The following is a 24,824-nucleotide window of genomic DNA, read 5'->3' as shown; positions in this document are numbered from 1 at the left end:
CGGATCATGGAATGTTTCCATGGTCCCGTTTTTGATTGGGAGGTAGGTTAATGTCCGACGAAGAAAAAGAGCGGGCCGGAGAATCAGAAGAGGCACTGGAAGTAGCCGATGATGCTCTGGAGGAAGAGGAAATTGAGGAGGACGCTCTTACTGAAGAAGAGATGGACGAGGTCGAGGAGGTTGAGGAAGAAGCCGAAGTAGAAACCGGCGCTGTTCTCGTCTTGGGTCAGAGTGACTTTGAAACACGGGAGGCAAACCGCGGAGCGGACGACCCGAGTGACAATACATTGATGGAACCTCAATTCGTCCACCGTTTTGGGGATATGGTGTTCGTTTCAGACCGGGGCAATCACCGGGTGCTGGTATGGAACACGTTGCCAGAAGAAAACGGCGAACCTTCGAGCCTGGTGCTTGGGCAAGAGGATTTTGCGGATTGTCTGGAAAACAGAGGAATCACCACCACTCTCGATGAAATGACATCTGGTCTTGGTGATGAAAACCTCGAAGGCTTCACCATCAGTAAACCGGAAGAAGACACCCTTTCAGCTCCTGCTGGAATTTGGGTGGTCCAGAACAAACTCTATGTCTCAGACAGTGGCAACCACCGCGTGCTCTGCTGGAATGGTATTCCTGTAGATGATGGGGAGGCGCCTAACCTTGTGATGGGGCAGGATAACCTCGATTGTGGCGAGGCAAATCGCCGCGGTCTGGTTGGGTCCGGTTCCTTGTTTTTCCCATTTGGTATGTGTTCAGGGGACGACAACCGTATTTTTGTTGCGGATAAAGACAACCACCGTGTGTTGATCTGGGGCAAGCCACCTTTCAATAACGGTTGGAATGCAGACGTGTGTCTTGGGCAGACTAGTTTTGACGAGCGCGAACCCAACCGGGGTGATTTCGATCAGGTTACGCCAGAATCGCTTAGCTTCCCGACCAGTGTGTTCTTTCACGAGGAAACACAAAAACTGTTTGTGGTGGACCAGGGCAATAATCGGGTCCTGATCTGGAATAAAGTGCCGTCCGAAAACGGAGTTCCCGCAGACCTGGTTCTTGGTCAGCGTGATTTCTATTCTCGGGATGTGAATATGGGGCTGGGCAGCAGTCGGGCTAATGAAGCCAGCCTGTTTTTTCCGACCGATGTTGTTTACGGTAGAAAAGGATTATTTATCTCCGATTCAGGAAATCACCGTGTTCTGGTTTGGAAAGAATTGCCTACCGAGAATGGGCAGGCAGCGGATATTGTCATTGGCCAAAAAACATTCTTCGAAAGTAAATTCAATAGATGGGATGAGGCTACCGCTTCGACCTTGAACGATCCATATGGAATGTTTCTGGAAGAAGACCCTGAGGATGAAGAAGATCAGGGACGTCTATGGATTTGTGATCGAGGGAACTCCCGGGTTGTGGTGTGGGACGAACTTCCAGATCCTCCAGGTCATGAAGAGGAAGAAGAAGATCTGGACAACCTGCCACCCGAGGTGGAAGACAATGAGCTCCTCATGGGTTACGACGAAGATTTTGAAGATGATGACGACTTCGACGATGATGATGAGGAAGAAGACAAGGAACTTTCTTCTGCCTGATCCCATAGGATAAAAAAGGATTCAGTTAATTAAACCCGGCGGGGCTTTGGCCCTTGCCGGGTTTTTCTTTTCGTGTCTGGCTTGTTTGGAGAATCTTATTTACAAAAATTGATATGAGCGAAGGCGACAGGGGGAGGCGGCGTATTAAAAGCGGTTTCGATATCCTGCTCGCGGTAGCCGATTTTTTTTAGAGGTGTCAGGGCACCCCGGGCTTCTCCAAGAGTGATGTAGGCGACGGTATCGGGCACTCCGGTACCACTCAGTTGCTTGACCATTTCGGCAAGTCGCTTGCGTTGTTTCTTGGGCGTGCCTTGAACCGGTGGATAATCCAGTTTGAGACGGTAGGGGCTTTTGTAAGTCTGGTTCAGGGAGGCCAGAGTCTGGATCATCAACAGGTCTACATCCCAGGGGTCCAGCCTTCTGATATTGGGATGTGATTGGACCAGGTCAACTGCACTCAGAACAGGTTCCCCCAATTGGTCGGATACGAAACTCTGCTGGGGGGCAAGCGTGATGCGAGGGAAGCCAATGGCTTCTCCGATGCTTTTGAGCAAAGGGAAGTTGACCATATTGGTGTATTGTCCGCCATACAGTTTAAAGTATGGTCGGCCCACCCGATTCAATTCCTCGTAACCCAGCATGCCGTAGTCAAACCCCGTGTAACCACAGGAAGATTCTGCCAGCAGATTGTGTGCATTTTTTAAGGTGTTAAACGCCCCCGTGTTGACTGGCACCGGAATTCTGTCATCGATTTTTTCAAAATGGTTTTTTATTTCACCTGAATGGGGCAAATCGGCTATGTCCGTTTTACGTAGCGTGCGTTCCCAATGAATGTGTTCAAGAAAAGACGGCAGGGTTTTCAATTGGTCCAGGTCTTTTTCCCGGAAAGCATCTGCAAAATCATCGAAAGCCAGAGTCACTTGTGCAGGATCGAGATACGGCTGCAGGTATTCTTCTAAAAACTCTCCGTTTAATTTGACCAGCACCTTGGTGGCCAGGTCGTCCCAGATTTCATTTGAGATGATCTGATGAACCGGGGCATCAGACTCTACCTTGCCCGATTCAGCGTTTACCTGGACGAACTCAATGAGCTCCAGGTGGTCTTGAAGACGGAGTTGATTGCGGGCTCCCTTTAAAATTTCCTCAGAAAAATCACATAGGTGGTAGCGCAGTCTCGGGTAGACCCGGCCTTCGGAGTCGTGTGACTTCAGAAATGATAGAAATGATCCTGCCAGGTTCCCGTTCCCAATACCCCATTCCATGACTCCCAGTGGACCCGATATCTGGTTGCTGCAGACTGAATCATAAAACTGCTCGGCAAGCGCGTGAGCAAGACGATGGTCTCGACTGACGAAGGTTTGGAAATGATCGTGGATTCCCGGTCCTTGAATACCATAAAAAATGGTATTGGCATGGGTTTGCCAGAAATCTGCCGGTTGAAAGTCGCCAAGCGGACGGACGTTGGGTGGTGGCGGTCGCATGCGGTCTCCTGGTCAGTAAAGACCGCGCGGATTATTGATCGGTTCCTGCAGAGTTCCCGGTGGTGGAGACTCCACCTGGAATTCCGGAAAAGTCGGCTTTGTCACCGCCTTCAGCCGGTTGTTCGCGGATCAACTCTTCGTACCTGGCATGGGCTTTCATGGAGTCGTCATGGCGGCCAATGTCCTTATAGCATTTGTAAAGATTGAGCCAGGCCATGGCATCTCCGGGATTGAGTTCCGTGCCGATTTTATATTCTTTAATGGCTTTTTCAATTCGACCGACGGACGCGTAAAGGCTGCCCAGATTGACATGAGGCACTGCATATTCCGGTTCCAGTTCCATGGCGCGATTGAACGCCGAGATGGCATCGTCCACCATATTGCTGGCAGAGTAACAGCTGCCCAGGTTGCACCATGCCTGGGGATCTTTTTCGTTGAGGTCTACCACATAGCGGGCAGCGGTCAAAGCCTCATCGAAACGACCGTCGTTGAAATAAGCGGTACTCAGGGCGGATCGGAGCTCCAGGTTTTCAGGATCAAACATCAGGACCTTTTTAAGAACAGAGATTTCCTCGGTATACATCTTCATGACATCGTAGGCCGCTGCCAGGTTGGCGTATGCCATATTGTCACTCGGGTCGATCTCCAGGACTTTTTGAAATTCGCGCGCGGCACTCTCAAAAAAATCTTTGAGCATGAACGCGCCTCCCAGGTTGAAATGGACTTCTGCATCACCGGGAGAAAGTTCGGATGCCCGTGACAGAGCACGGATGGCTTCGTCTTCGTGATTCGACAGGGCATAGGCCGTTCCCAGGATCTTGTGCGCTCTCCCATGGGAACTGTCTTTCTGAATAACCTGATTCAGCAGTTTGATGGATTCATCGTAGTTTCCGCCATCAATATAAAGGGTACCGAGCTCAACCTGAAGATCGAGATTGTCCGGGTCATTACGCAATTCCTTTTTGACCTGCCGCGTTTTTTTCATAATGGCGGTCTCAAACTTGATCTGCTCCGGATCGCGAACTCCCAGATCTTCAAAAATCTCGGGATGTATTTTCATGGTGACCCAGTCCGATTTTTTCTTGCTTTCCTGATCGTCCCGGAAGCCCTCGACGTCAAAATCCTCATTTACATCAATTTCAGCCATGTGTCCTGTCCCTTTTGATGGGATTGCATCCACAACCCCGGATTTCAATAGAATAGTACGATTCTATGTTATCCCGGCACAAGGTGTCAAACCCTTAGAAGGCCTTTTAAATTATTGTGTTGTCCATTCAAAAAAAAACCGGCCTGGCTAACCGGCAAGGTTTTGGGACCATGATTTTCTTCTAGAAAAGATAGAGGCCTGTTTTCCAGAGTAGTTCTGTTTTTTACTTCCTAGAATTAACATGATTCCGAAAACAGGTTGGGCCTGAAGGCCAATTCGCCCCCCGGTTGTGTTTACCCCATCAAAAATTCATCAATTCGACAAGCGGTTATTTTCAGGTGCCCTTGTGGTGGAAATTACATAAGTGGTTGGTTTTTCTGGGGTTGTTTTGTTTTGGAAGGAGTTTTTTTATATGCCGAAAAACCAGTTGGCCAATTGTTTCTTCTGACCCAGTCATTACCTGTCCCGGTCCAGGACATGACTGATATTGATGAGGGGATGGAGAAATTTGGAGGTGATTTCGGCTTTGTTAACAGATGAGGATCGAAAGCGGCAAAATAAACAAAGCGCAAGCGAGCAAAACCGGGAAGACATACGGATCAAGTTTCAAGAAAAGAGACAAAAAACTCTTGAACAAGCGAGCCTGTCTCCGTAGAACCCACCTGGCCAAGGGAACCCCCCGCTGTGGCCTCCTCTGCCACCTCCTGGCCTCCAATAGAACAGGGTGTTGATTGGCACATGCTCCCTGATCTAGTCTGCGAAAAGGGAAAATAAGGATATTTTTGGTTTTAGGCCGGGAATTTAAACTTCTAGGGCTTCGATGAGGGATTCGTCCTGGGCCATGGCAATTACCTTGTCGCGACCGAATCTGTCGAGATAGAGAAGAAAATGTTCCCTGGAGAGGAATTTCCAGATCTTGTGGGAAGGGAAGTTTTCCTGTATCAAACCATCAAAACGTTCGTACACATCCTGCACTTCATCGCGCGGCATGCCCTTGTTGATTTCGTAGTCAAACATGATCGCCATGTCCCGTTCCGGGTCGTGGACAATTTTGTCTATGGAAAACCTGCCGGGATTGTGGAAGATCGCGGAGTCTTTTTCCAGGGTGAAAGTGGACTGACCTACTGAATGGATACTTCCTGTCCCGAGTTCACTATGGCGTAAGGTGAATTCAATCGTATCTTCTGCTTCATGGCGTTCTTCCGTTGGGAATCCAAAAAACAGGTACAGGTGGTTCCAGATGCCTGCGTTGGAGCTGTTGGCGAGCACCATCTCTTCTGTTTTCTGATCACAGCCCTTGTCGATCAAATCCAGTATTCGATCGTTTGCGCTTTCCAGCCCGAAGAACAGCATGATGAAACCTGCTTTGAAAACATCGTGAAACAGGTCCTCGGTTTCTACCGAATCGGCTTCGAACTTGAGCATGCCCAAAGCACGCATGTCGACCTCTTTTTTTAAGATGGCGCGGGACATGCGTTTGAATGCATTTGGAGAGATGGCTTCGTCCGAGAAAGTGAAGTAGCGCGTGCCGTGGCGCTTTCCAAAATAGTCGAGGTCTTCTGCCACTCGTTCTTCGTTATCCTTGCGATAGTAGGACTCATATATATGGCTGTGAGTGCAGAACGTGCATTTGCCCCAATAACAGCCCCGGCTTGCCATGTAGGGAAGTACAGGGTAGGGCATGAAATATTTGTTGAGAGGCAATTGATCAAAGTTTGGCCGAGCCAGGTTTTCATAAGAGAGTGACTCGGCTTTGGAATTATGGATGACCTGGCCATCTTTTAAGTGAACCAGGTTGGGAACGCTGTCCAGAGAGGATTTCTCCTTTACCGCTGTGACAAGCCTCTCCAGCGGGTGTTCACCTTCGAATAAAATCAGACTGTGGAAGAACTGTTCGAACAGGATTTGTTTGTTGTCCAGGATGTCGATATGTCGGGTGAAAACACTGCCCCCCACGACCACGTGCAGGTTTGGAAATCGCTCGCGCATCATGCGAGCCAGAGTCAATCCGGCGATGACCTGCCCGACGTGGATGATCGATATACCCAGCACCCCATATTCCGCCCAATTAGCGCGGTCCATGAACTTTTCTTCGAACAGGCTGAGATAAGGGTTAGCGATGCGGTCGGCAGTTGCCGTTAAAATGCCACCGAGATGCTCTTCAGGATTGCCCTGCATGAAATATGATTCCAGATCGATCCGACTCGGGAAGTGAGCGTAGGAGATCAGCTTCATCGCAATCTTAAGCGTGGTGTAGGCCTGCTTGTAAACCGGGAACTGGAAAAACATGTCTTCATCCCGGAGTGCATTCTTGGCATCCTCCACACCATCAAGTACAGAATCCAGAAACCCTCTATCGCCCAAAATTTGACGGTAGACCTTTTTCACTTCGTTTTCTTCCGGGGTATAAGCTGGGGAATCAAGGCGCTGCCGGATTTTTTCCACACACTTAAGCAGGTAATCTTTGGTGAGGAAAGTGTCGTAGGTTTCCAGATTGAAGTCGAACTGGTCTGCCTCATGTCCCATTTTTTCCAGATACCCTTTGAGCGTGGGCAATGCCAGGTAAGGCTGGCTGGGAAACCATTGAGGTGGAAAAACCAGGGCAGTTTTCATCGAGACTTTCTTTTGTTGGATTTCTATCGCTCTTTATCTTATGTGAGGGGGACGAAGACTGTCAATGTGAAGAGGCCGAATTTGGAGGGTACAAGCGAATTTTTCTAAATCATTAACCTTATGGTGGTTGCTGGTTTTTAAAGAAAAATAAGACTTATGGCAAAATACTACCAAAATTGCTTTAAGTTTGGATTTGAAAATAAAACCGGATTTTTTATTTATTATGAATATTTCCTTGAAACATGAACAAGCTGAAATAGTAATAGAAAGTCCTGCCTCCAATAATATCAACCGGATCCAGGTCAATCCATTTCGTGATGACTTATTCATTCCTGTTAGAACATGCGAGACCCGTTATCCGGTTGAATTGATAAAAAAGATACTCGAGGTAAAGGGGCCAGCTTATCTATGTGATGAAATCGTGAGGGAGGAATCTCCGGGTTATGTGCAACGCAGTTTGCATTACGATCTGCTCAGTTATGTGGATTTGAAACAATTTTCAGGAAAAAGAATACTCGACTTTGGTTGTGGGAGCGGGGCATCGACGATGATTCTTGGGAGGATGTTTCCAGATACAAAAATAGTAGGCATTGAACTGGAAGAAAGCTTATTGTCTATCGCCCGATCCAGGGCCCACCATTATGAGATGGATAGCCACATTGAATTGCTGAAGTCACCTAATGGAAACAGTTTGCCTCCGAATATAGGACGGTTTGATTATATTATTTTAAGTGCTGTGTATGAGCATTTGCTTCCATCGGAGAGAAAGAAGTTATTACCTGTTTTGTGGGATCGTTTAAAAGAAGGCGGAATTTTATTCCTGAACCAGACGCCGTACCGATGGTTCCCAGTGGAACTTCATACTACCAGTGGCTTGCCGTTTATCAATTATCTTCCCGATTCCCTGGCGCATGTATATGCCCAACGTTTTTCAAAAAGAAACCTCCAGGGAGTGGATTGGAGTACACTTTTGCGAAAAGGGATCCGCGGAGCAAGCGTTGGGGAGATTTTTAAAATTCTAAAGGAAAATAACGCGTCCCCGGTGTTATTGCAGCCGGACAAAGAGGGGAGCAGAGACCGTGTTGACCTTTGGTATGTAAAATACCGCAACTCCAAAATGGCAATTGTAAAGGTTTGCTATTATCTCTTTAAAATCATTAAGATGGTGACAGGATTGGTCCTATCGCATAACCTGTCATTGGCGATACAGAAAAAAGGTTGAAAACGTATTATTTTTAAAATGCTGATATTAATTCAGGAAAAGGGGCTTTGTAGGGCCAATTTCAATAATTAATCTCCAAGCAATAAGCTTGACACCCTGAATCCTGGCGGGATATAATTCGCAATCCTGCCAAATCGAAGTTAACGCCTTTTGTTTTATAGGGTTTATGCATTTGGTCCATCCGCATTTTTGAAGGAGAGAATACCTTGAGCGAAGAAGAGGCTAATCAGGATCCGGCGCAGGCAACCGGAGAGGAAGCTGAAGATAAAGACCAGAGTGCCCGTTCCGACGATCCTCTTTCGGATCTTTCGGAACTTGAGAGAATAAAGAAAGAACTCCAGGAGGAAAAGGAAAAGGCTGCCAAGGAACTGGAAGAGGGCGAGGAAGAGGAAGACCTTCGTGAGGTCGATTACCTCCAGAAACTCATCACCCTTTGTGTTCAGTTCGATCATCACGTTGGGATGTTTCTCATGCCGAGTTACATCGACTGTGGGCTTAAATACAATCACAAGCTTGCCGACAGCTACATGAAACATCTGGTTACCATTCAGGGTTTCCTGCGGTTGCTCGAAAAAGTTGATGGTGTGACGCGCGAAGCCGTGACTAAAGACTGCATCATCAGGTTGCGAAATGTGTTGCTGGAAATCCACAAAAACATGGTGAAGCCATTGTATAAAGAAGTCGGGCTGATGAAGAAGAAACCCAAAATGGAAAACCTGGATAACTTCAAGAACAGCTGGAACGAACGGCTTAATGAAATGCAACAGGCCTGTGACTTCGAATACCAGAAGCTGGATGTAAAAGGCCTTACCATAAATTAACTGGAGGGTACCTCTAAAAATTGTTCCTTGCCCGGTGAGCAGGTCCAGTTTGATTCGGAGTCTGCCAATTACCGGAGCAGAATTATGGGATTATTGGGGGTCCTCGTAAAACCAGTGAAATCCGTTCCCTGGGCGCGGCCAATACGGAGGTGCGGGGCCAACGGTTCTCACCAGACATAAATTGCGGAAGCGCCCGTGGGGCCTTCCGCTATTTTTTTGCCCCTGGACTTGAAGGGGTGAGGTGACTATGAGCGAAGAAAAAAATGAAGAGGTTTTGGAGGAAGCTCCCGAATCACAGGAGCTGGCGCTTAAGGACGAAGCGGGAATAGTTCCCGAAGAACGCCCGGCGTGGATGGATGTCGACCATTCCAAGCTATACGTATGGGTGGCAGATTCCGGAAATGACCGTATTCAAAAATTCGATGGTAATGGAAATTTCCTTATGGAGTTTGGTCAATCCGCCGGGACCCGTGCGCCCTATGAACCGGGCCTGTTTAAGGGGCCGTTTTCAGTGGCTGTTGACATGGAAGGAAATATCTGGGTGGCCGACACGGGTTGTCATCGTATCCAGAAATTTGATGAGGATGGTGATTTTCTCCTGGAATTTGGTACCGAAGGCTACGGGCAGGACAGGTTTTACTGGCCGGAAAATATCGTTGCTGAACCAACCGGTACAATTCTGGTAGCGGACACAGCCAACCACTGTATCAAGCGATTTGATAACGACGGCGACTTTTTAATGGGGTTCGGGTTCGCCGGAGATTTCGATGGTTTTATGAAATTTCCCACTGGCCTTTCCCTTGATGAAGAAGGCAATATTTATGTTGCTGACCGCGACAACCAGCGGGTTCAGGTTTTTAACGAAGAAGGTCAGTTCATCACCAAATTTGGTGAATACGGAACTGAGGAATCCCGTTTTAATTTCCCCAATGATGTCGCTGCCCGGCGAGATGGTACCTTGCTGGTTGCAGAAAAAAGTCAGAACCGGGTCCAGCAGTTTGACCGTGAGGGAAACTTTTTGGCTGTCCATGGAGAATTTGGGAAACGGGATGGGCAATTCAACTGCCCGATGGGAATAGTTGAAGATCCTTACGGTTTCGTATTCGTGGTCGACACTCTTAACCATCGACTTCAGAAGTTTGACCCCGAAATGGGTTTTTCCAGGAAATGGGGGACGGTCGGCGGAGAGCCGCGCCAGTTTCATAATCCGGTAGGCGTGTGTTTGTCCTGGGAACCCGATTGGGCACCGCAGGATGAAGAATAGCTCGTTTGGGTTTGATACAATATTGACCAGCAGTTTAATTTTCTAGAGGGCCATGCTTGAGATTTCATCAAAGCTTAAGAAGACGGGAAGAGTAGTAGTGTTGTTTGCTTCCCTGGTTTGTGTATTGGCGGGGCAGGTTTGGGCCGATGGATCTAAAACCGGGTTTGATCCCGGGTTCGATGGCCAGATACTCTCAATGACCAAGCCTAAGGCTGAGCTCGCGCCTTCCACCAACCCTCGTTATCAGGACAACAAGGATGGAAGCGTGCTGGATCTAGTCACTGGGGTGGTCTGGGCAAAAGAGGACTCCTATCAGCGAACCAGAGACTGGATAAACTGGAACGATGCACAGACGTACATAAAAAAACTCAATAAGCAGAAATTTGGTGGGTCATCCAGCTGGCGTCTGCCCAACAAGGAAGAGCTTGCCAGTTTATTTGATGAAAGCTCCTCTATTCCCTGGAATTATTACTGGACCACGAACGAAGTACACCTGGACCCGATATTTGGGCACAGTCATTGTTGTTATTGGTCCGAAGAAGAATATCGCAAGGAAATGGCCTGGGGTTTTAATTACATTCGAGGTCGAGCTTATATCAGCAGCAAGGGGGGCATACAAAAATCTCTCACTGCAGTACGGCCCGTGCGAGACTTGACTCCTGAAGAAAAAAACAAAGCGGATGCTCTGCTTGCGGAACTTGGCGATGCTGTCCGGGGTCCGGTGGAAAAAAAATATGAGTGACGAAAACCAGCAGCCTGATGCTTCTTCTGATGAAGAAACTTCCCTGAACTCAGATCAGTCAGAGGATGATGTCAGTAAAAACTTCCAGGAAAAAGAAGATGATCCGCTGGAACGGGCCCAGAAAGAGGGTGGTGAAGAAGCGGAGTTTGACCTTGAAGCCCAGATCGCTGAATTTCAGTACCAGATAGAGCAGGAGCCTGATAACCCGGTTCACCATTATAATCTGGGTGAAGCCCTGGAAGAGTTGGGCGAAGTCAAGGAGGCTCTTGAAGAGTACGAATTGGCGCTGATGTTGGACACGGAGAAAGACTTCCACTCCATCATCCACTTTGGAATGGGGAACCTCTACTATCACGATCTCTTGTCAGGCATTCAATCGGTGGTGGTGAAAAGTTCGGTTGGTTTGCATTCAGCGCACAAGCCAGGGGATCAGATCACAGAGGTCAATGATGATGATTACGATATCCCGCTCGGTCACTTTGAAAAGGCACTCGAGTTCCTGGATCAATTAAAAGCGGATGACGATCTGGTTGAGTACATCGCCAAAGAAACACCTGGTCAGATGGCGAACCTGTATTACAAGTGGGCGTCGGACCTTATTGACAAAGCGCGTCAAATCACCCATTACGGTAGTGAAAAAGACGATGTGAAGCGGGCCTTACGCTATTTAAAAAAGGCACTCGATATTGACCCAAACCACGCTCAGGCAGGATTGATGATCACTTATGCGAAGAAAATGCTGGCTATTGGGTGGACCATTTACGATGAATATGGATTTGAAGCCAAGCAAATAGAGGGTGAAGGCTGACCTCCTCAACCCCGAAAAAATTAAAGAGAAAGACAAATCATGGCCGATATTGAAAGACTGATTCGCGACAACCTTAGCAAGGACGGGCAGATCCTCAATCTCAAAGCAAAGTTTATTCGGGAAGTTGGGGCTCGAGAACTGGCAAAAAAAGAAGAATTGTCAAGCTTGAGGGCGCTTGATCTTTCCCAGAATGACATTGGAGACGAGGGGGTCAAGGCAATTGCAGAGTCCCCGGTATTCTCCAATCTGCGTCAATTGAACCTGAAGTCAAACCAGATAACCGATCAGGGTGCTGAATACCTGGCTAATTCGTCAATTCTCGAGAACCTGAGGTCGCTACAACTGGTAGTAAACGACTTGTCGGAAGAAGGGGAAAAAGTACTCAGAAACTCTCCTAACCTGATGAGTTTGACATCTCTGAAATTCAGGGTTTGAGCAGGGTGAAAATTCGCACAAAAACCCCCAAAAAACTCTTTGTAAAATAAGGGGTTGTGTGGGGCTGTCGGAAGGAAATTTAAACCTTGACTTAAGGCAGGGGTTTTGATATTTTCTCGAAAACCTTGAAAAGTGCTCAAGTGCAAGGTTGCACCGGCACTGCATATCTCTTAGAATGTTTGTTCATGGGAGATGGTTTTCAAAAACAGGGAATCAAAGTTCAGATTTCTGGGACTTCTTCATACGCTTGCTTTTAATAAACTTGAAAGGGGGAGCACAATGAAAAGAATTATCGGTCTGATGACTGCCTTGGCTTTTGTTGGCTTTACTGGTGTAGCCAGTGCTAACGAAACTACCTTGGCACCGGGCGAAACCTCCGAATGCGTTAAAGCCGGTTGGATCGCTTACAACACCAGCGAAACTAAGGACACGACTCTGGAATTCAACATTGGCCCGTACGCTTACAATTGGGGCAAAGTCCAGAAGGTTGAACTGGCACCAAGTGGCTTTGAGTCTAACGCGATTGCTCAAAAAACTACTTTCAAAAATAATGGCCCTGGCAACGTAATTGTGAACTGTCAGCGTCAGCGTTTTGATCGTCATGACTGGAAAATTGATGCGGGTTCCGGTAAGACCTACCAGAACGAGTATCATCTGGATCATGTTCAGCCTGATACCTATGTAGAGCCGGGGCTGGGTCTTCCGGTTGGTACCGAGCGTGGTATTTTCGGTACTCAGGGACAAAAGAGTGAAGTCGGTCGTTAATCGATTAAAGTGTTTAAGCCGGGAGGTCCCTAGGGGCCTCCCGGTTTTTTTTTGAACCTTTTTGGACCAGCCGATCTTCTAAATAAGTGTTACCTGAAAAAATTGGGGTTTGGTTCCAGGGTATTTCCAAATTAAGAAAGTGAATTGCCTGTAGTTGTCAGGCTGTTTCTTGTGGGGTCTTTTTAGGAACCTTAATTGGGTCGTTTGGAATATATGGAAAACAGATTTACGGACAATGGGAATGGTACGGTTCAGGACAATTTAACAAAACTTGTCTGGAAGAAAGAAGATTCTTTCCAGGAGTTTAAAAGGTTCATCACCTACCGGCAGGCAAACAAGTACATTGAGAAGTTGAATGAAGAATCCTTTGCTGGTTGGGATGATTGGCGGTTGCCGTCCCGTGAAGAGGCTCATTCCTTGTATATCCAGGACAAATCGCAAAAGGTGCTGGACAAATATGAAATGGAGCTTTTCATCGATCAGGTGTTTCCTGCAGGATGTGGGTGGGACACCTGGACAAGCAACAAGCGAGGGAAAATCACAGCTTACACCTACGCATTCAGCAGTGGGACGGGTGGGCACAAGGACGTAGACGATAACCTGAATTCGAGTCTTCGACCCGTTCGCGGAACGGCAGATGAAGCGGTCTTGAAATCCTTTGGGAAAATCAAACCACGAAAAGGAATGTTCGTTTCAGATCAGCGCTGACCTTATTCTAAAACCAGTGATAACACTGTGTTTTTCAGGCATTTGCGGTAAAGCTGGGGATTGATAATTAACTCCCCTGATGATATTGTGAAAAGATAAAACGGCCGCATTGCAGAGGGTTTTGAACTGTCCTGATTGGGGAAGAAAAGGGGAGTTGTGTGGTTTATTTTAATAAAACGATTTACTGGAACCTTACATGAGTGAAAAAGAATCCCGGTTCATTGCAAATAAGGATGGAACAATTACCGATAATGAAGAAGACATCGCATGGGCAAAAAAAGATTCCCGCCAGGAGCTGGGGCGGTGGCTCAACTGGGACGAGGCCGTGGCCTATCAACAGGCATGCAATGAACAAAAATACTGTGGTTACAACGACTGGCGGCTCCCCACAAAAAGTGAACTTCGTGGTTTACTGAAAAATACAGAAGTTTACTGGACAATGTTTATGAACCTGCCGCCCAAGAAGAAAAGGCAGGTTTCAGATTATCAGGCCGGAGGAGAATGGAGTTTATGGACCTCGGAGACCCGTTATGATTCTTACGCCTGGAAATGTTATTTTCCATCAATGAAAGAAGTCTGTGTCGACCAGCAGGTTTCCACAACAGGGACCTCGGTACGACTTGTACGGGATGCCTGATGATCTGCCTCAGGTTCAATAGGAGATAGGGGTAATGTCTGAAAACGAAAACCAGGAAGATACAACAGGTGAGCTGGAAGATGTAGAAGAACTCCCCGGCGACGAAGGGCTTGATCTGGATGAATCCCTGGACCTGGAAGAATGGTCAGGGGATGATGACCTTGAGGAAGAGGAAGAGGAAGGCAGCCGGTTTGATGGGCCGCAGTTTGTAGATAACGGGGATGGCACGATCAGTGATTCCCGCCGTAATTTGATGTGGCAAAAGAAAGACTCTTTTTTTAATTTTGGTTATGGGATCAACTGGTACGAGGCTAACGATTATATTGAAGAACTCAATGAAAAGAAGTTTGCAGGATTTGACGACTGGCGGTTGTGCAGCTTCGATGAAGCCCAATCCATGTTCTCGTTCTCTGTATCCAACCGGGATAAAGACGGGGCCGAAATTCATATCGACACCTTGTTTGAAGAAGGGTGTGGGCACAACACCTGGACCTACGAGGAAAAACCCGATTACTCCCAGTATGCGATGAATTATAATTTCATCACCGGAAATGAAAAATGGGAGCACAAGGATAATGAGTTTACACATGTTCGTGCTGTCCGTGATGAAGTGAAAGAAGAATGGGAGCCAGCCTGGCGGAAGCAGACGCGCAAATTTGATTAACGGAGCCTGGTTGTTACGGGACTTGTAAGAAAAGAATACGATGTCGCATTATCTGATATTAGGAAAAGACGATTGCCCGCACACGCAAAAAGCGCGGGATGATTATAAAAAAAAGTGCATTCCCTTTTTGTACGTCAATGTTGAAAAAGACCCGCGTGCCATGGAAAAACTTCTCGACTACACGGACGGGAAATACATGATACCGGTGATTGTAAATGTTGATAAAGGGGATGTGGAAATCGGTTACACCGGGGAATAGCCATACCGGGATAGACCTGAAAGGAAAATAAATGGGAGTTGCAGCCGATTTGGATCCGGGTTCCCCAGAGGAAACCCCCAAGGATCAACAGTCATTGCAAGTTACGAAAACTGCTGAAGGCGGAATTGAAAAAGTTGAAGATGAGGGCCCGAAGCGGTTTGTGGAAAAAGGCCCTCATGTGCTTCAAGACACAGAAACCCGGATTTTTTGGATGAAAAAAGATTCCTGGCTCGACAAGGGGAAATATTTCAACTGGCATGAAAGTAAGGATTACGCCATAGCCAAAAACGTGCGGAAGATTGGCGGGTTTGACGATTGGCGTCTGCCCACGCCTGAAGAAGCGGCAACCCTCTACAATGAGGAGTTTGAAAACAAAGGGAAGGGTGATATCAAAATTTTTCTTGATAAAACTTTTCCTGAGGGCACCTTTAAAATGCAATGGCTGATGGCAGATACGTCAACCAAGCGTCCCCGCTTTGATTACACCAATGGGAAGGTCATGCAGGCCGATGAATACGCCTTCGGAGCGGTTCGGTTGTGTCGGCGCGAGCCTGTGAAAAAAGACGACCGTCGGATTAAACCGGTACGGAGATAACACCTTCATGAATGAAGTGACTAGTAAAACCCGCTTTAAGGACAACGGAGACGGTACTGTAACCGATCTTGCCAGGAAGCGTATGTGGTTGAAGCAGGATTCCTGGGGGTACAAGGGAAATCGTCTCTCCTGGTGGCAATGCCAGGAGTTTTGCGATGAAATGAATAAAAAAAAATTCGCAGGGTTCAGTGATTGGCGTATCCCAAACGCGGGAGAAGCCAAGGAACTGTTTGATCCGGCTTTCAGTAATACAGACATGGAAGGCTGCGAAATTCATATAGACCCTGTATTTTCTGAAGGCTGCGGTTACACAACCTGGACTACTGAATCCCGCGGAGCTAAAGCTGCGATGGGCTATGATTATCGCTCCGATTACGAATACTGGCTGGCAAAGGAAAACGATGGGTTCCCAAGTGCCGTCAGGCTGGTGCGCACACCGGGAAAAAACAAAGCCACATTAAACCCGGAAGACCGGTTTCAGATTCATAAGAATGGGACCATCAGCGACTTTGAAAATAACCTGATGTGGAAAGCCAGTGACTCCTTTTTAGATCTTGATAAATGGGTGAGTTGGGAAGAGGCGAAGACCTATATTAAAGACTTGAACCGTGACCGATTTGCAGATTACAGCGACTGGCGAATGCCAACCAGAAAAGAAGCACAGGCAATTTACGATGCTTCCAGTCCGGTAACGGATAATTTTGGAGATACGGTGTATATCCCCAAAGTGTTTCCGCCTGGATCAGGCCAAACAACCTGGACTAAAACACTTCACAAGACCGACCCCAGTATGGCAATGCGGTTTCATTATTACAATGGCGACCACAAGTTCCATAAACGTGGTCTGAGAAGCCATGGGGTCCGGCCCGTGAGAGACTTGAAACCTGATAAGGATGAAGCATCATGAGTCGAGGTCGCCAGGGATGACTCAGGAACAACCGGTTGAGCAACCCGCTGCTGAACGTTTTGTTGAGGGTGACGATTCAACGGTAATCGACACTCGGCGGCGTTTGGTGTGGATGAAGTTTGATTCCTGGCAGATAAAGCAAAAATGGATAAACTGGAACGAAGCCAGGGAATTTTCAGATGAGATGAACAATATCCAGTTTGCTGGATATAATAACTGGCGGCTCCCGACAGCCGATGAAGTAAAAAGCCTGTTTGATAAAAAGCTGGTTAATGAAGACCACATGGGGCAAAAAGCATTTTGCTCTCCCCTGTTTCCAAAGGGGTTCGGTTTTCTTTGCTGGACCGGGGATGTGCGCTCCAAGGTGCAGGCAGTCCGGGTCGGGTTGCGCAAAGGAGGGGCGATGTACGACAATATTTTTCGTGTCTCGCGCGGGGCTGTCAGGCTGGTTCGTACCATTCAAAAAGGTCGTTAACGACAGGCTAATTTTGTAGTTTTGGATTTTGAGGGAAGATGGAAAAACGATTTGTGGATCTCGGTGATGGCACGGTAGTTGACCGGGAAGAAGGCTTGATGTGGAAACAGACCGATGGCTTCCAGGATTTAAGCACCTGGTTTGACTGGTTTGCCGCTGAAAAATACATTACCGCTCTTAACAATGAGCAGTTTGCCGGTCGGCGGGATTGGCGTATGCCTACACTGGAAGAAGCAGAAAGCTTGTTTGATGAAACCACCTCGATTCGCGACTGTGACCGTTTCGAGATATTTATTGACCCGACATTCTCCCCTGGTTGCGGACATTCTGTGTGGACCATGACCCTGAAACCGCATAATGGAGCAGTGATTTTTTATTATCGGTACGGCCATCCCAATATCAACAACCGGGATGATCCATCCAAAGATTCAGTTAGAGCCGTACGCACTTTAACTCCCGAGGAACGCAAGACCCACGGGGTCGAAGACTTGTGATCGTCTTGTCTTTCGAGCGGTGAACGGCAAAGAGACCTGAAAGGTTGCCGCAAAATTAAATACGACCTTCTGGTTTGATAAAATAAACCCTTCCGGAGAAACGCCGGGAGGAAAAACAGAAAACTATTTCGACTTGGAGACCGGGTGATGGAGTCCTATAGCATCATCAACGCATACAGCCTGATAAATCCGCAGGAAAGCCAGAATACGATTCTGACCTACCGGTTTGAAGAAGAAAACTACAAGAATAAGTATGTTCTTGAGGATTATTACGATACTAATCCATTCAACGATAACCAGTCGGCGGTTTTATCTTTTCGCAATCAGGATAATCCCGAGCACCGGATTTCATTTGTTTTTAATTTCAACCGCACACGCGGGGTGGTCCCCAACCAGAAAAAGTTGACAGAAATAGAAACCCAGATTGCGGACAATTTTGTAAAGGAAATGGCGGAAGAGCTGCTGGTGCTTTTCAAGCAACGTTATCTTGAGGCCAAAGCCTATGGGGAGAAGGAGCCTTATTCCTATCTCGTGTTTGATCCAAAGCGTTTCGTGAATTATATGGAACTGGCCCCGAAAAACGGACAGCTACTCGACTTCTCAATGGAAGATCAAAAATACTTTGCAGAAGATGCCTACAACCTCGACCCGGAAAGGGCGAACCGGAACGTTCGGTTAACTTTTTATAAACTGGACCCCAACGAGGACAAGTTACCGCCGATTTTTCATTACACGTATTATTTCAAAGAGGAAAAACGTGCAACGGAAGATGCCAAGCTTAGCCCGGAGCAGACAGAAATGATGGTCTCCCTCAATCATTACATCCCTAACCTGTTTGAAGTCCTGAAAAAACGATATAAGGAAGCCAAAAAGGTAGGGGAAATGCTGCAGGAAAGCCAGTCAGATGTGCAGGTGAATTAGGCTTCCAAATATATAGCTACTTGGGCTCCGAAGACAGGGTTCACTAAAAATGGTTTTGGAACAAAAAATAGCAACAAGTCTGAAAAGTTTTAGCGTTTCAATTAGGGTTCAGGCTGAACTCCGGTTATTACACGGCTTCTCGGCCTTAAAATAAAGGAAAAGCACCATGAGTGTTGGTGAAAAGCGTGTGAAAAAAATCCAGGCCCGGCATATTCTTGTGGCGGACAAGGAAAAAGCGGAAGAGTTAAAAAACCGAATTGTTGAAGGTGGCGAAGATTTCGCGAAAGTTGCTGAGGAGCACAGTGAATGCCCTTCTAAAAAAAGAGGGGGAGACCTTGGATGGTTCGGCAAAGGCTCCATGGTTCGTCCTTTTGAAGTAGCGGCATTCTCTGCCCAGGAAGGGGATATCGTAGGGCCTGTCAAAACTGAATTCGGTTGGCATGTCATTTATGTTTACGAAATCAAGGACGATATTGACCCGGATTCCGGACCCCCGACCGGTGACGAGGATGCTGATGAAAAAACGTTGATTCTAGTGGCGGAAAATTATGCGCATGAGTTCATGATGCTGGGGTATTCGAGCAAAAAGGTGTTGAGCCTTTTTACCAGTCCGCATTTTAAATCGGCTAATGCTGTTTATAACATCCTTGGAGAAGAGCCGATTCTGAAAGTGATTGCCCAGGTGTTTGGCCAAAAGTACGAGCCGCCACCTAAAAAAGATGAAACGGCTGAAAAAAAACCTGAATAGGGTAAGATTGGTTGTAAAAAAAACGCCCCGTCGGTATTCCGACGGGGCGTTTTCTGTTTCTGGTCGTTATTTATAAACCAACTGAGTAGACCTCAATAATATTGGATATTTCCCGAAGTTTTCTCAAGGTTTCCGAGGTTGGAGGGGTGTCGATGTTGATCACCGAGATAGCATCTCCTGAATCCAGGCGACCCAAATGGAAACCAGCGATATTGATTTTATTTTCACCCAACGCCGAACCGAGATTACCGATCACACCCGGAACATCCTTGTTTCTCAGTACCAGCATATGTTTGGTGATGAGGGCTTCGAAACTTGTGTCGTTAACTTTGACGATGCGGGGATCACCTTTCCCGAAAATACTTCCTGCTACCGTCCAGGAATTTTCTTTGGTTTCCACCGTCACCTCGATTACATTCGTATAGTCCTTAATCTCGTTGCTCTTCGTTTCCTCAACCTGGACTCCGCGTTCCTTGGCGAGAAACGGTGCGTTGACCATGTTAACTCCATCGATACTGCTTTCAAACAAGCCTTTCAGTACGGAGATGGAAATAGGCTGAACGTTTAAATCGGCCACTTCTCCACTGTACTGGATTTTGATTTTGGTAACGGCACTTTCAACGAGTTGGGAAACAATTTTTCCAAGGTCTTCCGCCAGCCCTAAAAAGGGTTTGATTTGTTTTAGAGTTTCTTCGTCAATTGATGGCATGTTGACCGCGTTCCTGATATTTCCAAACTTGAGAAAATCGACCAATTGGTCGCACACGGCAACAGCCACTTTTTCCTGGGCTTCTCCGGTGGAGGCACCCAGATGGGGGGTGCAGATGATTTCGTCAACATCCAGCAAGGGACTATTTGGATCCAGGGGTTCCTTTTCGTAAACGTCAAGCGCGGCCTGGGCGACTTTCTTTTCCTTAATAGCTTCAATCAGGGCATCGGTATCTATCAAAGGGCCGCGGGCACAGTTAACGATTCGCACCCCCGGTTTCATGATGTCGAACTGTTCTTTCCCCAGTAGGGCTTTGCCACCTTCCATTTTTGGAGTGTGCAATGAGATAAAATCAGAGCGCTTAAGCAATTCGTCGAGATCGGCCAGCTCCACGCCCAGTTTGTCAGCGCGTTCCTTGTTGATGAAGGGATCGTACCCAAGGATTTTCATGCCAAAACCTTTGGCACGTTCTGCGACAACAGCTCCGATACGGCCGAGACCGACTATGCCCAAAGTTTTCTGAAAAAGCTCCACCCCCATGAAGGTTTTGGGCGACCATTTCTTATCTTTTTTGAGTGACCACATAGCGGTCGGGACGTTGCGGGACATGCTGAGCATCAGTGCAAGCGCGTGTTCTCCGGTGGTGATGGTGTTACCATCGGGTGCATTCATTACGATAATGCCTTTTTTACCTGCCGCTTCCAGATCGATGTTGTCGACCCCGACACCCGCTCGACCAATTACCTTGAGCTTATCACTGGCTTCAATAACATCGGCCGTGACCTTGGTGGCGCTCCGTACCACCAGCCCATCGTATTCCGGGATGATTTTAATAAGCTCCTCTTTTGCCAATCCGGTTTTGACATCGACCTCAATGCCTCCCGCTTTCTTTAGAATCTCCACCCCGACGGGGGACAGGTTATCGCTCACCAATACTTTCATTCACTCAATCTCCAGATAGTTGCGGGCTTTGTGCCCGTTCAGTTTTTGTCGGACGGTATATTTTTTAGTACGCTTCCAACAGGATTTCCTGAGCTGCGGCAACGCCTTTACCCAATGCGACATCGTGCCCGAACTTTTTCAGTGCCATTTCCAGTGCGGCGATTGCAATGATGGTGTCAAAGGTGTCGACATAGCCCAAGTGGGCGATACGTACAACCTTTCCTTTCCAGTCATCCTGGCCACCGGCAAGGGTGACACCAAAATCGTCGCGCAGGCTTTTAACCAGCTTGCCTCCATCAATGCCTTCAGGAACAAAAAGACCAGTTGCGGAATCTGCCGGAGAATCTGGAGCTACCGGGGTAAGCCCCAACGCCTTTACAGCAGCCCGGGTGGCACGTGCCAAACGGTTGTGTCGCTTATGAACATTTTCAATCCCTTCTTCCTTGACGCTTTTGAGAACGCCCCGTAACCCGGTGACCAGAGAAACTGCCGGTGTGTATGCGGTGGTTTGATTAGCCAGATTCTTGCGTTCTTTTTTAAAGTCAAAATAGAAACGCGGGCATTTGGAAGATTCATTCGCTTTCCAGGCTTTTTCACTCAAAGCCACTAAAGCGAGACCAGGGGGAAGTTGTAAGGCTTTTTGCGATCCAGTAATGACAGCATCAATCCCCCACTCATCCATCGGCAGGTTGTAGACGCCGACTGCTGTAATCCCGTCAACGATAAGGAGAATGTCGTCTCGGTCGCGAGTCAGTTTTGAGATTTCTTCTATTGGATGAGCAACGGTGGTCGATGTTTCACTGGCCTGGACCAGAATTCCCTTGATGTCGGGTTCTTTATCAAGAATGGTCTTCAGGTCTTCAACTTTTGCAGCCTGTCCCCATTCCACCTTGTGCCATACCGGAACGAGACCATATGTCTCTGAAATTTTTCCCCAACGTTCACCAAATTTTCCACCGTTGATTACAAGTACTTTGTCCCCAGGAGAGAACAGGTTGGTGATGCAGCCTTCCATGCCACCTGTTCCGGTTGAAGCGAGGATCATTACATCCTGTTTTGTCTGGAACAGGTATTTAGCATCCTCTGCCGCCTCAGCGAACACCTTGCTGAATTGTGGGGTACGATGATGGATCATCGGTGCTGCCATTTCGAGGTTAACTTTTTCGGGAACGGGGGTTGGCCCTGGTGCCAGCAGATACGTCTTTTTCATGAGTGCAGGTTCCTGTTTTTTGTGTTTAATTTAAATAAAATTTGTTTTTGTTGTTTAAGCTTTGTTGATGAGTGGTCTAATCTATTTATGAAGTGGCTTTACGAATCACCACTGTATTAAAAAACTTGTCATGCCAGGCTTGTCGCCAACGGTCCCACGCCGCCCAGGAATAAGATAACCCAAGGGTGAAGGTACCGAAAAGCAGGCTGGCCCAAAATCTTGCCAACGCTGTAGCGGGCTTTATAGAAACCCCGTTTAAGTGACAAACTCTAAGCCCGAACAGTGCTTTGCCTGGGGTTCGGTCCGCGTACCCGTTGAAGCAGGTAAAATAAAGAGACCAGAGTACAGCCCCGATTCCCAGGTAACTCAGGATCAGAACAGGATAAATATCGGATGCTGAACCCGTGACAGTATCTGCGGGAACTAAAACCCGGCCTCCCCTAAAAATCCCGACAAAGGGAGAACTGACCAGAACCCCCAAAATTTCCAGAAACAGGGCATCGACGGCAAAAGCTAAATATCGGCGCCCAAAACCAGCCAGTTCCATAGAGAAAATTTGATTGGAGCCGGGGGCAGTCATTTTAAAGGGCCTCTAACAGCTCGATATTTTCCGTCCTGGCATATTCAAGGTCTTGGAAAATAAAAGCTTGCCGTAACCAGACCTTATTTATGGAGGCGCCCTTTACCAGCAGCCACAAAGGGCTAAACAATAACCACTGCCCCAATGGGAGGGTTGAAATCCGGTTTGGTGATCGTCCTGTTATATAAAAAAACAGGCCAAAAATCTATTGAATTAATAGTTAGGAAGCAAAAAACGTACAGGCGTTTCGGAAATTTTGAAGGGGAGGATGAAATTACTTGTCGTCGTCTGTGCCAAGGTCCAGATCGAGTTCCAGACCCTCAATATCCAGGTCAAGACTATCATCAGATAGGGCAGGTTCATCAGTTTGGGGCTTATCCACAGGGGAATCATCACCGCCGAGATCCAGGTCAAGGTCCAGGTCCAGATCAAGTTCTGGCCCTGAATCTTCAGAAACAGTATCGTCTCCCAGATCAAGATCAATTTCGGGCTCATCATCCAGACTAATTTCCGGGGTCAGCTCACCATCATCGTCGCCACCCAGGTCCAGATCTACAGTCGGTTCGGTGTCTTCCTGACCTAAATCCAGATCCAGCCCAGGGGATTCTTCGGGAATTTCGAGATCAATACCCATTCCATCTACATCGACATCATTGAATTCCCCGGTTCCCAGATCAAAATCAAGCGTGTCCTCGACGGCAACTTCAGGCTCGGGATCTGCTGCAGTTTCACCCATCGCGTTGGTGTCCGTTTTGGCATCAGAAAGATCAAGATCGAAATCGTCGGAACTTTCCTGTTGGTCGAAGGAATCAGCTTCTGAATAGAGGGATTCACCCAGTCCCGCATCGCCTCCAAAGGAATCGCCATCATCCAGTCCAAGCCCGCCACCTGCAGCCGCAGCATAGATAGTGAACTCTTCGTCTGGTTGTTCCGCAAAGGAAGCCCGGCTTAGCCCCCCATTACAACTGGGGCACTTTTTCGCAGGCCGGAAGAAAATGAAATTGCAACTTGGGCACTTCATGCGAATAGTATAGAGAGTTAGCGCTGTAAGGTCAAGGAAAAGAATCAATTAGAGGATAGAGTCCTGGGCTGACCAGAGCCTGTTGAGAAAAAAGATGGGATTGGCCATTTACCTGAGGTTGAAAAAAACGGAGCGGAAAACAGCTTGAATTTGAAAAGTTTCGGGCTCCGAAAATAAGTTGGTTGAATTTTTTTTGGAAATACAGAGCAAAGTATTTCGGGTGAAAAGCCGATAATAATTGACGAGACTCCTATATTTGGCTAGAATCTTTTCCATCCGACAAATGGAAAATTAAATCCGCTTGGCTGGTCCGTGTCGCGGCCTTGCCATTGGGGTATTATGCTCTCATCTGGAAGTATCAGGACCAGAGATCTTTTTCGTCGTCTTTCGTTTCGCATGGGCCGGTTGTGTTTCCCTGCATTGGAGCCGGTGAATGTGTTTCTGGAGAACTGGAAGCCGGAAGTCCGGCGCCACTTTGACCAGGCTATTCGCAGCCTGGAAAAAGACAATATTGCAGTGGCGTTGCTCAACCTGAATATGGTGTTAAGCCTGCGCCCGAACCACTTTCTGGCCCGGGTATACCGGGGGCGAATTTACCTGCGCGAACTACAATACCGGCTGGCATCTGAAGACTTTCTGAAAGCAAACAAGATCAGCCCGTTCCGCTTCACCCATTATGGTCTTTACCGTGAGTATCTCAACTCGGTTACAGAAGGGATGGGGAGCCTGGGCAATACCATGGCAAACCGTTTTCGGCAGAGTCTGCAAAATACGCCACCGGCATTAGAAATCTCACCTGACTCAGATGCTCTCGAGATTCCTGAACAAGTTGAAAGCCAGTCAGAAATTGATTGCTATTTGGAGTCTGTGAACTCGGCGGAAGAGATGGACCTGACTCAGGAAGAGGCTTTCAAGTTTCAGAATATGGGGTCGATTACTGAAGAAGAGCTGGGGGAAACAGACTGGGATGCTCTGATTCGGAAGTTGAGTACCTGACAGGATAGGTTGCCAGTCTTATATTTTTTGGAAGTTCTACTTTAAAGCATTCACTAATACTACTTTCTACTTCTCGT

Annotated in this window: 26 protein-coding genes; 19 read left to right on the top strand and 7 right to left on the bottom strand. The window is 47.5% G+C overall.

The window, feature by feature from the left end; genetic code table 11:
• Positions 1 to 50: 50 nt before the first annotated feature.
• The gene (locus G3M70_03225; GenBank protein ID QPJ60953.1) at positions 51 to 1,583 is read left to right on the top strand and encodes a hypothetical protein; all 1,533 of its coding nucleotides are present in this window, start codon (positions 51 to 53) and stop codon (positions 1,581 to 1,583) included.
• Positions 1,584 to 1,678: 95 nt separating this feature from the next.
• Here the strand turns inward: G3M70_03225 and G3M70_03220 are convergent, their stop codons facing one another.
• The 3 genes from G3M70_03220 to G3M70_03210 form a co-directional block, all read right to left on the bottom strand.
• Positions 1,679 to 3,064 carry a hypothetical protein gene (locus G3M70_03220; GenBank protein ID QPJ60952.1) on the bottom strand — a complete coding sequence of 462 codons (1,386 nt, stop codon included), beginning with the start codon at positions 3,062 to 3,064 and terminating at the stop codon, positions 1,679 to 1,681.
• A 31-nt stretch (positions 3,065 to 3,095) separates the two neighbouring features.
• Positions 3,096 to 4,211, bottom strand: coding sequence for a tetratricopeptide repeat protein (locus G3M70_03215; protein ID QPJ60951.1), 1,116 nt, complete (start codon positions 4,209 to 4,211; stop codon positions 3,096 to 3,098).
• 801 nt (positions 4,212 to 5,012) lie between these two features.
• Entirely contained in the window at positions 5,013 to 6,824 is a 1,812-nt protein-coding gene (locus tag G3M70_03210) for a radical SAM protein (protein QPJ60950.1), read from the bottom strand.
• Positions 6,825 to 7,059: 235 nt separating this feature from the next.
• Here G3M70_03210 and G3M70_03205 point away from each other — a divergent pair, with 235 nt between their 5' ends.
• The 17 genes from G3M70_03205 (at position 7,060) to G3M70_03125 (ending at position 19,289) form a co-directional block, all read left to right on the top strand.
• Complete coding sequence (locus G3M70_03205; protein QPJ60949.1) at positions 7,060 to 8,046, top strand: class I SAM-dependent methyltransferase; 987 nt, start codon at positions 7,060 to 7,062, stop codon at positions 8,044 to 8,046.
• Positions 8,047 to 8,252: 206 nt separating this feature from the next.
• On the top strand, positions 8,253 to 8,867 hold the full coding sequence (locus tag G3M70_03200; GenBank protein ID QPJ60948.1) for a hypothetical protein: 615 nt from the start codon (positions 8,253 to 8,255) through the stop codon (positions 8,865 to 8,867).
• 247 nt (positions 8,868 to 9,114) lie between these two features.
• Positions 9,115 to 10,131: a hypothetical protein gene (locus G3M70_03195; GenBank protein ID QPJ60947.1), complete on the top strand. Its 1,017-nt coding sequence runs from the start codon at positions 9,115 to 9,117 to the stop codon at positions 10,129 to 10,131.
• Between the two features lie 52 nt (positions 10,132 to 10,183).
• Positions 10,184 to 10,873 (top strand): DUF1566 domain-containing protein, encoded by a 690-nt coding sequence (locus tag G3M70_03190; GenBank protein ID QPJ60946.1) that lies wholly within the window; start codon positions 10,184 to 10,186, stop codon positions 10,871 to 10,873.
• A complete protein-coding gene (locus tag G3M70_03185) occupies positions 10,866 to 11,681 on the top strand; it encodes a tetratricopeptide repeat protein (protein ID QPJ60945.1) in 816 nt (271 codons plus the stop codon). The genes G3M70_03190 and G3M70_03185 overlap by 8 nt, the downstream gene beginning before the upstream one ends.
• Positions 11,682 to 11,717: 36 nt before the next feature.
• Positions 11,718 to 12,116 carry a hypothetical protein gene (locus tag G3M70_03180; GenBank protein QPJ63691.1) on the top strand — a complete coding sequence of 133 codons (399 nt, stop codon included), beginning with the start codon at positions 11,718 to 11,720 and terminating at the stop codon, positions 12,114 to 12,116.
• Positions 12,117 to 12,395: 279 nt separating this feature from the next.
• Positions 12,396 to 12,881, top strand: coding sequence for a hypothetical protein (locus G3M70_03175; GenBank protein QPJ60944.1), 486 nt, complete (start codon positions 12,396 to 12,398; stop codon positions 12,879 to 12,881).
• 213 nt (positions 12,882 to 13,094) lie between these two features.
• Positions 13,095 to 13,589, top strand: a complete 495-nt coding sequence (locus G3M70_03170; GenBank protein QPJ60943.1) for a DUF1566 domain-containing protein — start codon at positions 13,095 to 13,097, stop codon at positions 13,587 to 13,589.
• A gap of 196 nt (positions 13,590 to 13,785) precedes the next feature.
• Complete coding sequence (locus G3M70_03165) at positions 13,786 to 14,226, top strand: DUF1566 domain-containing protein (protein QPJ60942.1); 441 nt, start codon at positions 13,786 to 13,788, stop codon at positions 14,224 to 14,226.
• Between the two features lie 34 nt (positions 14,227 to 14,260).
• On the top strand, positions 14,261 to 14,890 hold the full coding sequence (locus G3M70_03160; GenBank protein ID QPJ60941.1) for a DUF1566 domain-containing protein: 630 nt from the start codon (positions 14,261 to 14,263) through the stop codon (positions 14,888 to 14,890).
• A gap of 52 nt (positions 14,891 to 14,942) precedes the next feature.
• Positions 14,943 to 15,149 (top strand): hypothetical protein, encoded by a 207-nt coding sequence (locus G3M70_03155; GenBank protein QPJ63690.1) that lies wholly within the window; start codon positions 14,943 to 14,945, stop codon positions 15,147 to 15,149.
• A 31-nt stretch (positions 15,150 to 15,180) separates the two neighbouring features.
• Positions 15,181 to 15,744, top strand: a complete 564-nt coding sequence (locus G3M70_03150) for a DUF1566 domain-containing protein (GenBank protein ID QPJ60940.1) — start codon at positions 15,181 to 15,183, stop codon at positions 15,742 to 15,744.
• 7 nt (positions 15,745 to 15,751) lie between these two features.
• A complete protein-coding gene (locus tag G3M70_03145; protein ID QPJ60939.1) occupies positions 15,752 to 16,651 on the top strand; it encodes a DUF1566 domain-containing protein in 900 nt (299 codons plus the stop codon).
• Between the two features lie 16 nt (positions 16,652 to 16,667).
• Positions 16,668 to 17,126 carry a DUF1566 domain-containing protein gene (locus tag G3M70_03140; GenBank protein QPJ60938.1) on the top strand — a complete coding sequence of 153 codons (459 nt, stop codon included), beginning with the start codon at positions 16,668 to 16,670 and terminating at the stop codon, positions 17,124 to 17,126.
• A 38-nt stretch (positions 17,127 to 17,164) separates the two neighbouring features.
• Entirely contained in the window at positions 17,165 to 17,620 is a 456-nt protein-coding gene (locus G3M70_03135; GenBank protein ID QPJ60937.1) for a DUF1566 domain-containing protein, read from the top strand.
• A 147-nt stretch (positions 17,621 to 17,767) separates the two neighbouring features.
• Positions 17,768 to 18,541, top strand: a complete 774-nt coding sequence (locus G3M70_03130; protein ID QPJ60936.1) for a hypothetical protein — start codon at positions 17,768 to 17,770, stop codon at positions 18,539 to 18,541.
• Positions 18,542 to 18,707: 166 nt separating this feature from the next.
• A complete protein-coding gene (locus tag G3M70_03125; GenBank protein ID QPJ60935.1) occupies positions 18,708 to 19,289 on the top strand; it encodes a peptidylprolyl isomerase in 582 nt (193 codons plus the stop codon).
• Between the two features lie 70 nt (positions 19,290 to 19,359).
• On the opposite strand, the gene G3M70_03120 is transcribed toward G3M70_03125, so the two are convergent.
• The 4 genes from G3M70_03120 to G3M70_03105 form a co-directional block, all read right to left on the bottom strand.
• Complete coding sequence (locus G3M70_03120; GenBank protein QPJ60934.1) at positions 19,360 to 20,940, bottom strand: phosphoglycerate dehydrogenase; 1,581 nt, start codon at positions 20,938 to 20,940, stop codon at positions 19,360 to 19,362.
• Between the two features lie 64 nt (positions 20,941 to 21,004).
• The gene (locus tag G3M70_03115; GenBank protein QPJ60933.1) at positions 21,005 to 22,150 is read right to left on the bottom strand and encodes an alanine--glyoxylate aminotransferase family protein; all 1,146 of its coding nucleotides are present in this window, start codon (positions 22,148 to 22,150) and stop codon (positions 21,005 to 21,007) included.
• Positions 22,151 to 22,235: 85 nt separating this feature from the next.
• Positions 22,236 to 22,730, bottom strand: coding sequence for an RDD family protein (locus G3M70_03110; GenBank protein ID QPJ60932.1), 495 nt, complete (start codon positions 22,728 to 22,730; stop codon positions 22,236 to 22,238).
• A 274-nt stretch (positions 22,731 to 23,004) separates the two neighbouring features.
• Complete coding sequence (locus G3M70_03105) at positions 23,005 to 23,751, bottom strand: hypothetical protein (protein ID QPJ60931.1); 747 nt, start codon at positions 23,749 to 23,751, stop codon at positions 23,005 to 23,007.
• A gap of 339 nt (positions 23,752 to 24,090) precedes the next feature.
• Here G3M70_03105 and G3M70_03100 point away from each other — a divergent pair, with 339 nt between their 5' ends.
• A complete protein-coding gene (locus G3M70_03100) occupies positions 24,091 to 24,747 on the top strand; it encodes a hypothetical protein (protein ID QPJ60930.1) in 657 nt (218 codons plus the stop codon).
• Positions 24,748 to 24,824 lie beyond the last annotated feature (77 nt).

The organism is Candidatus Nitronauta litoralis, assembly GCA_015698285.1.
Classification (GTDB): domain Bacteria; phylum Nitrospinota; class Nitrospinia; order Nitrospinales; family Nitrospinaceae; genus Nitronauta; species Nitronauta litoralis.
Note: the sequence above shows the minus strand (reverse complement) of the source record. Positions and strands in the feature narration are given on the sequence as shown.

Coding starts and splice junctions, on each gene's coding strand:
- G3M70_03175 (QPJ60944.1), top strand. CDS start 12,396: ATGAAAAGAATTATCGGTCTGATGACTGCCTTGGCTTTTGTTGGCTTT.
- G3M70_03190 (QPJ60946.1), top strand. CDS start 10,184: ATGCTTGAGATTTCATCAAAGCTTAAGAAGACGGGAAGAGTAGTAGTG.
- G3M70_03185 (QPJ60945.1), top strand. CDS start 10,866: ATGAGTGACGAAAACCAGCAGCCTGATGCTTCTTCTGATGAAGAAACT.
- G3M70_03165 (QPJ60942.1), top strand. CDS start 13,786: ATGAGTGAAAAAGAATCCCGGTTCATTGCAAATAAGGATGGAACAATT.
- G3M70_03170 (QPJ60943.1), top strand. CDS start 13,095: ATGGAAAACAGATTTACGGACAATGGGAATGGTACGGTTCAGGACAAT.
- G3M70_03100 (QPJ60930.1), top strand. CDS start 24,091: ATGCTCTCATCTGGAAGTATCAGGACCAGAGATCTTTTTCGTCGTCTT.
- G3M70_03125 (QPJ60935.1), top strand. CDS start 18,708: ATGAGTGTTGGTGAAAAGCGTGTGAAAAAAATCCAGGCCCGGCATATT.
- G3M70_03130 (QPJ60936.1), top strand. CDS start 17,768: ATGGAGTCCTATAGCATCATCAACGCATACAGCCTGATAAATCCGCAG.
- G3M70_03105 (QPJ60931.1), bottom strand. CDS start 23,751: ATGAAGTGCCCAAGTTGCAATTTCATTTTCTTCCGGCCTGCGAAAAAG.
- G3M70_03160 (QPJ60941.1), top strand. CDS start 14,261: ATGTCTGAAAACGAAAACCAGGAAGATACAACAGGTGAGCTGGAAGAT.
- G3M70_03140 (QPJ60938.1), top strand. CDS start 16,668: ATGACTCAGGAACAACCGGTTGAGCAACCCGCTGCTGAACGTTTTGTT.
- G3M70_03135 (QPJ60937.1), top strand. CDS start 17,165: ATGGAAAAACGATTTGTGGATCTCGGTGATGGCACGGTAGTTGACCGG.
- G3M70_03110 (QPJ60932.1), bottom strand. CDS start 22,730: ATGACTGCCCCCGGCTCCAATCAAATTTTCTCTATGGAACTGGCTGGT.
- G3M70_03150 (QPJ60940.1), top strand. CDS start 15,181: ATGGGAGTTGCAGCCGATTTGGATCCGGGTTCCCCAGAGGAAACCCCC.
- G3M70_03120 (QPJ60934.1), bottom strand. CDS start 20,940: ATGAAAGTATTGGTGAGCGATAACCTGTCCCCCGTCGGGGTGGAGATT.
- G3M70_03225 (QPJ60953.1), top strand. CDS start 51: ATGTCCGACGAAGAAAAAGAGCGGGCCGGAGAATCAGAAGAGGCACTG.
- G3M70_03115 (QPJ60933.1), bottom strand. CDS start 22,150: ATGAAAAAGACGTATCTGCTGGCACCAGGGCCAACCCCCGTTCCCGAA.
- G3M70_03210 (QPJ60950.1), bottom strand. CDS start 6,824: ATGAAAACTGCCCTGGTTTTTCCACCTCAATGGTTTCCCAGCCAGCCT.
- G3M70_03215 (QPJ60951.1), bottom strand. CDS start 4,211: ATGGCTGAAATTGATGTAAATGAGGATTTTGACGTCGAGGGCTTCCGG.
- G3M70_03220 (QPJ60952.1), bottom strand. CDS start 3,064: ATGCGACCGCCACCACCCAACGTCCGTCCGCTTGGCGACTTTCAACCG.
- G3M70_03195 (QPJ60947.1), top strand. CDS start 9,115: ATGAGCGAAGAAAAAAATGAAGAGGTTTTGGAGGAAGCTCCCGAATCA.
- G3M70_03145 (QPJ60939.1), top strand. CDS start 15,752: ATGAATGAAGTGACTAGTAAAACCCGCTTTAAGGACAACGGAGACGGT.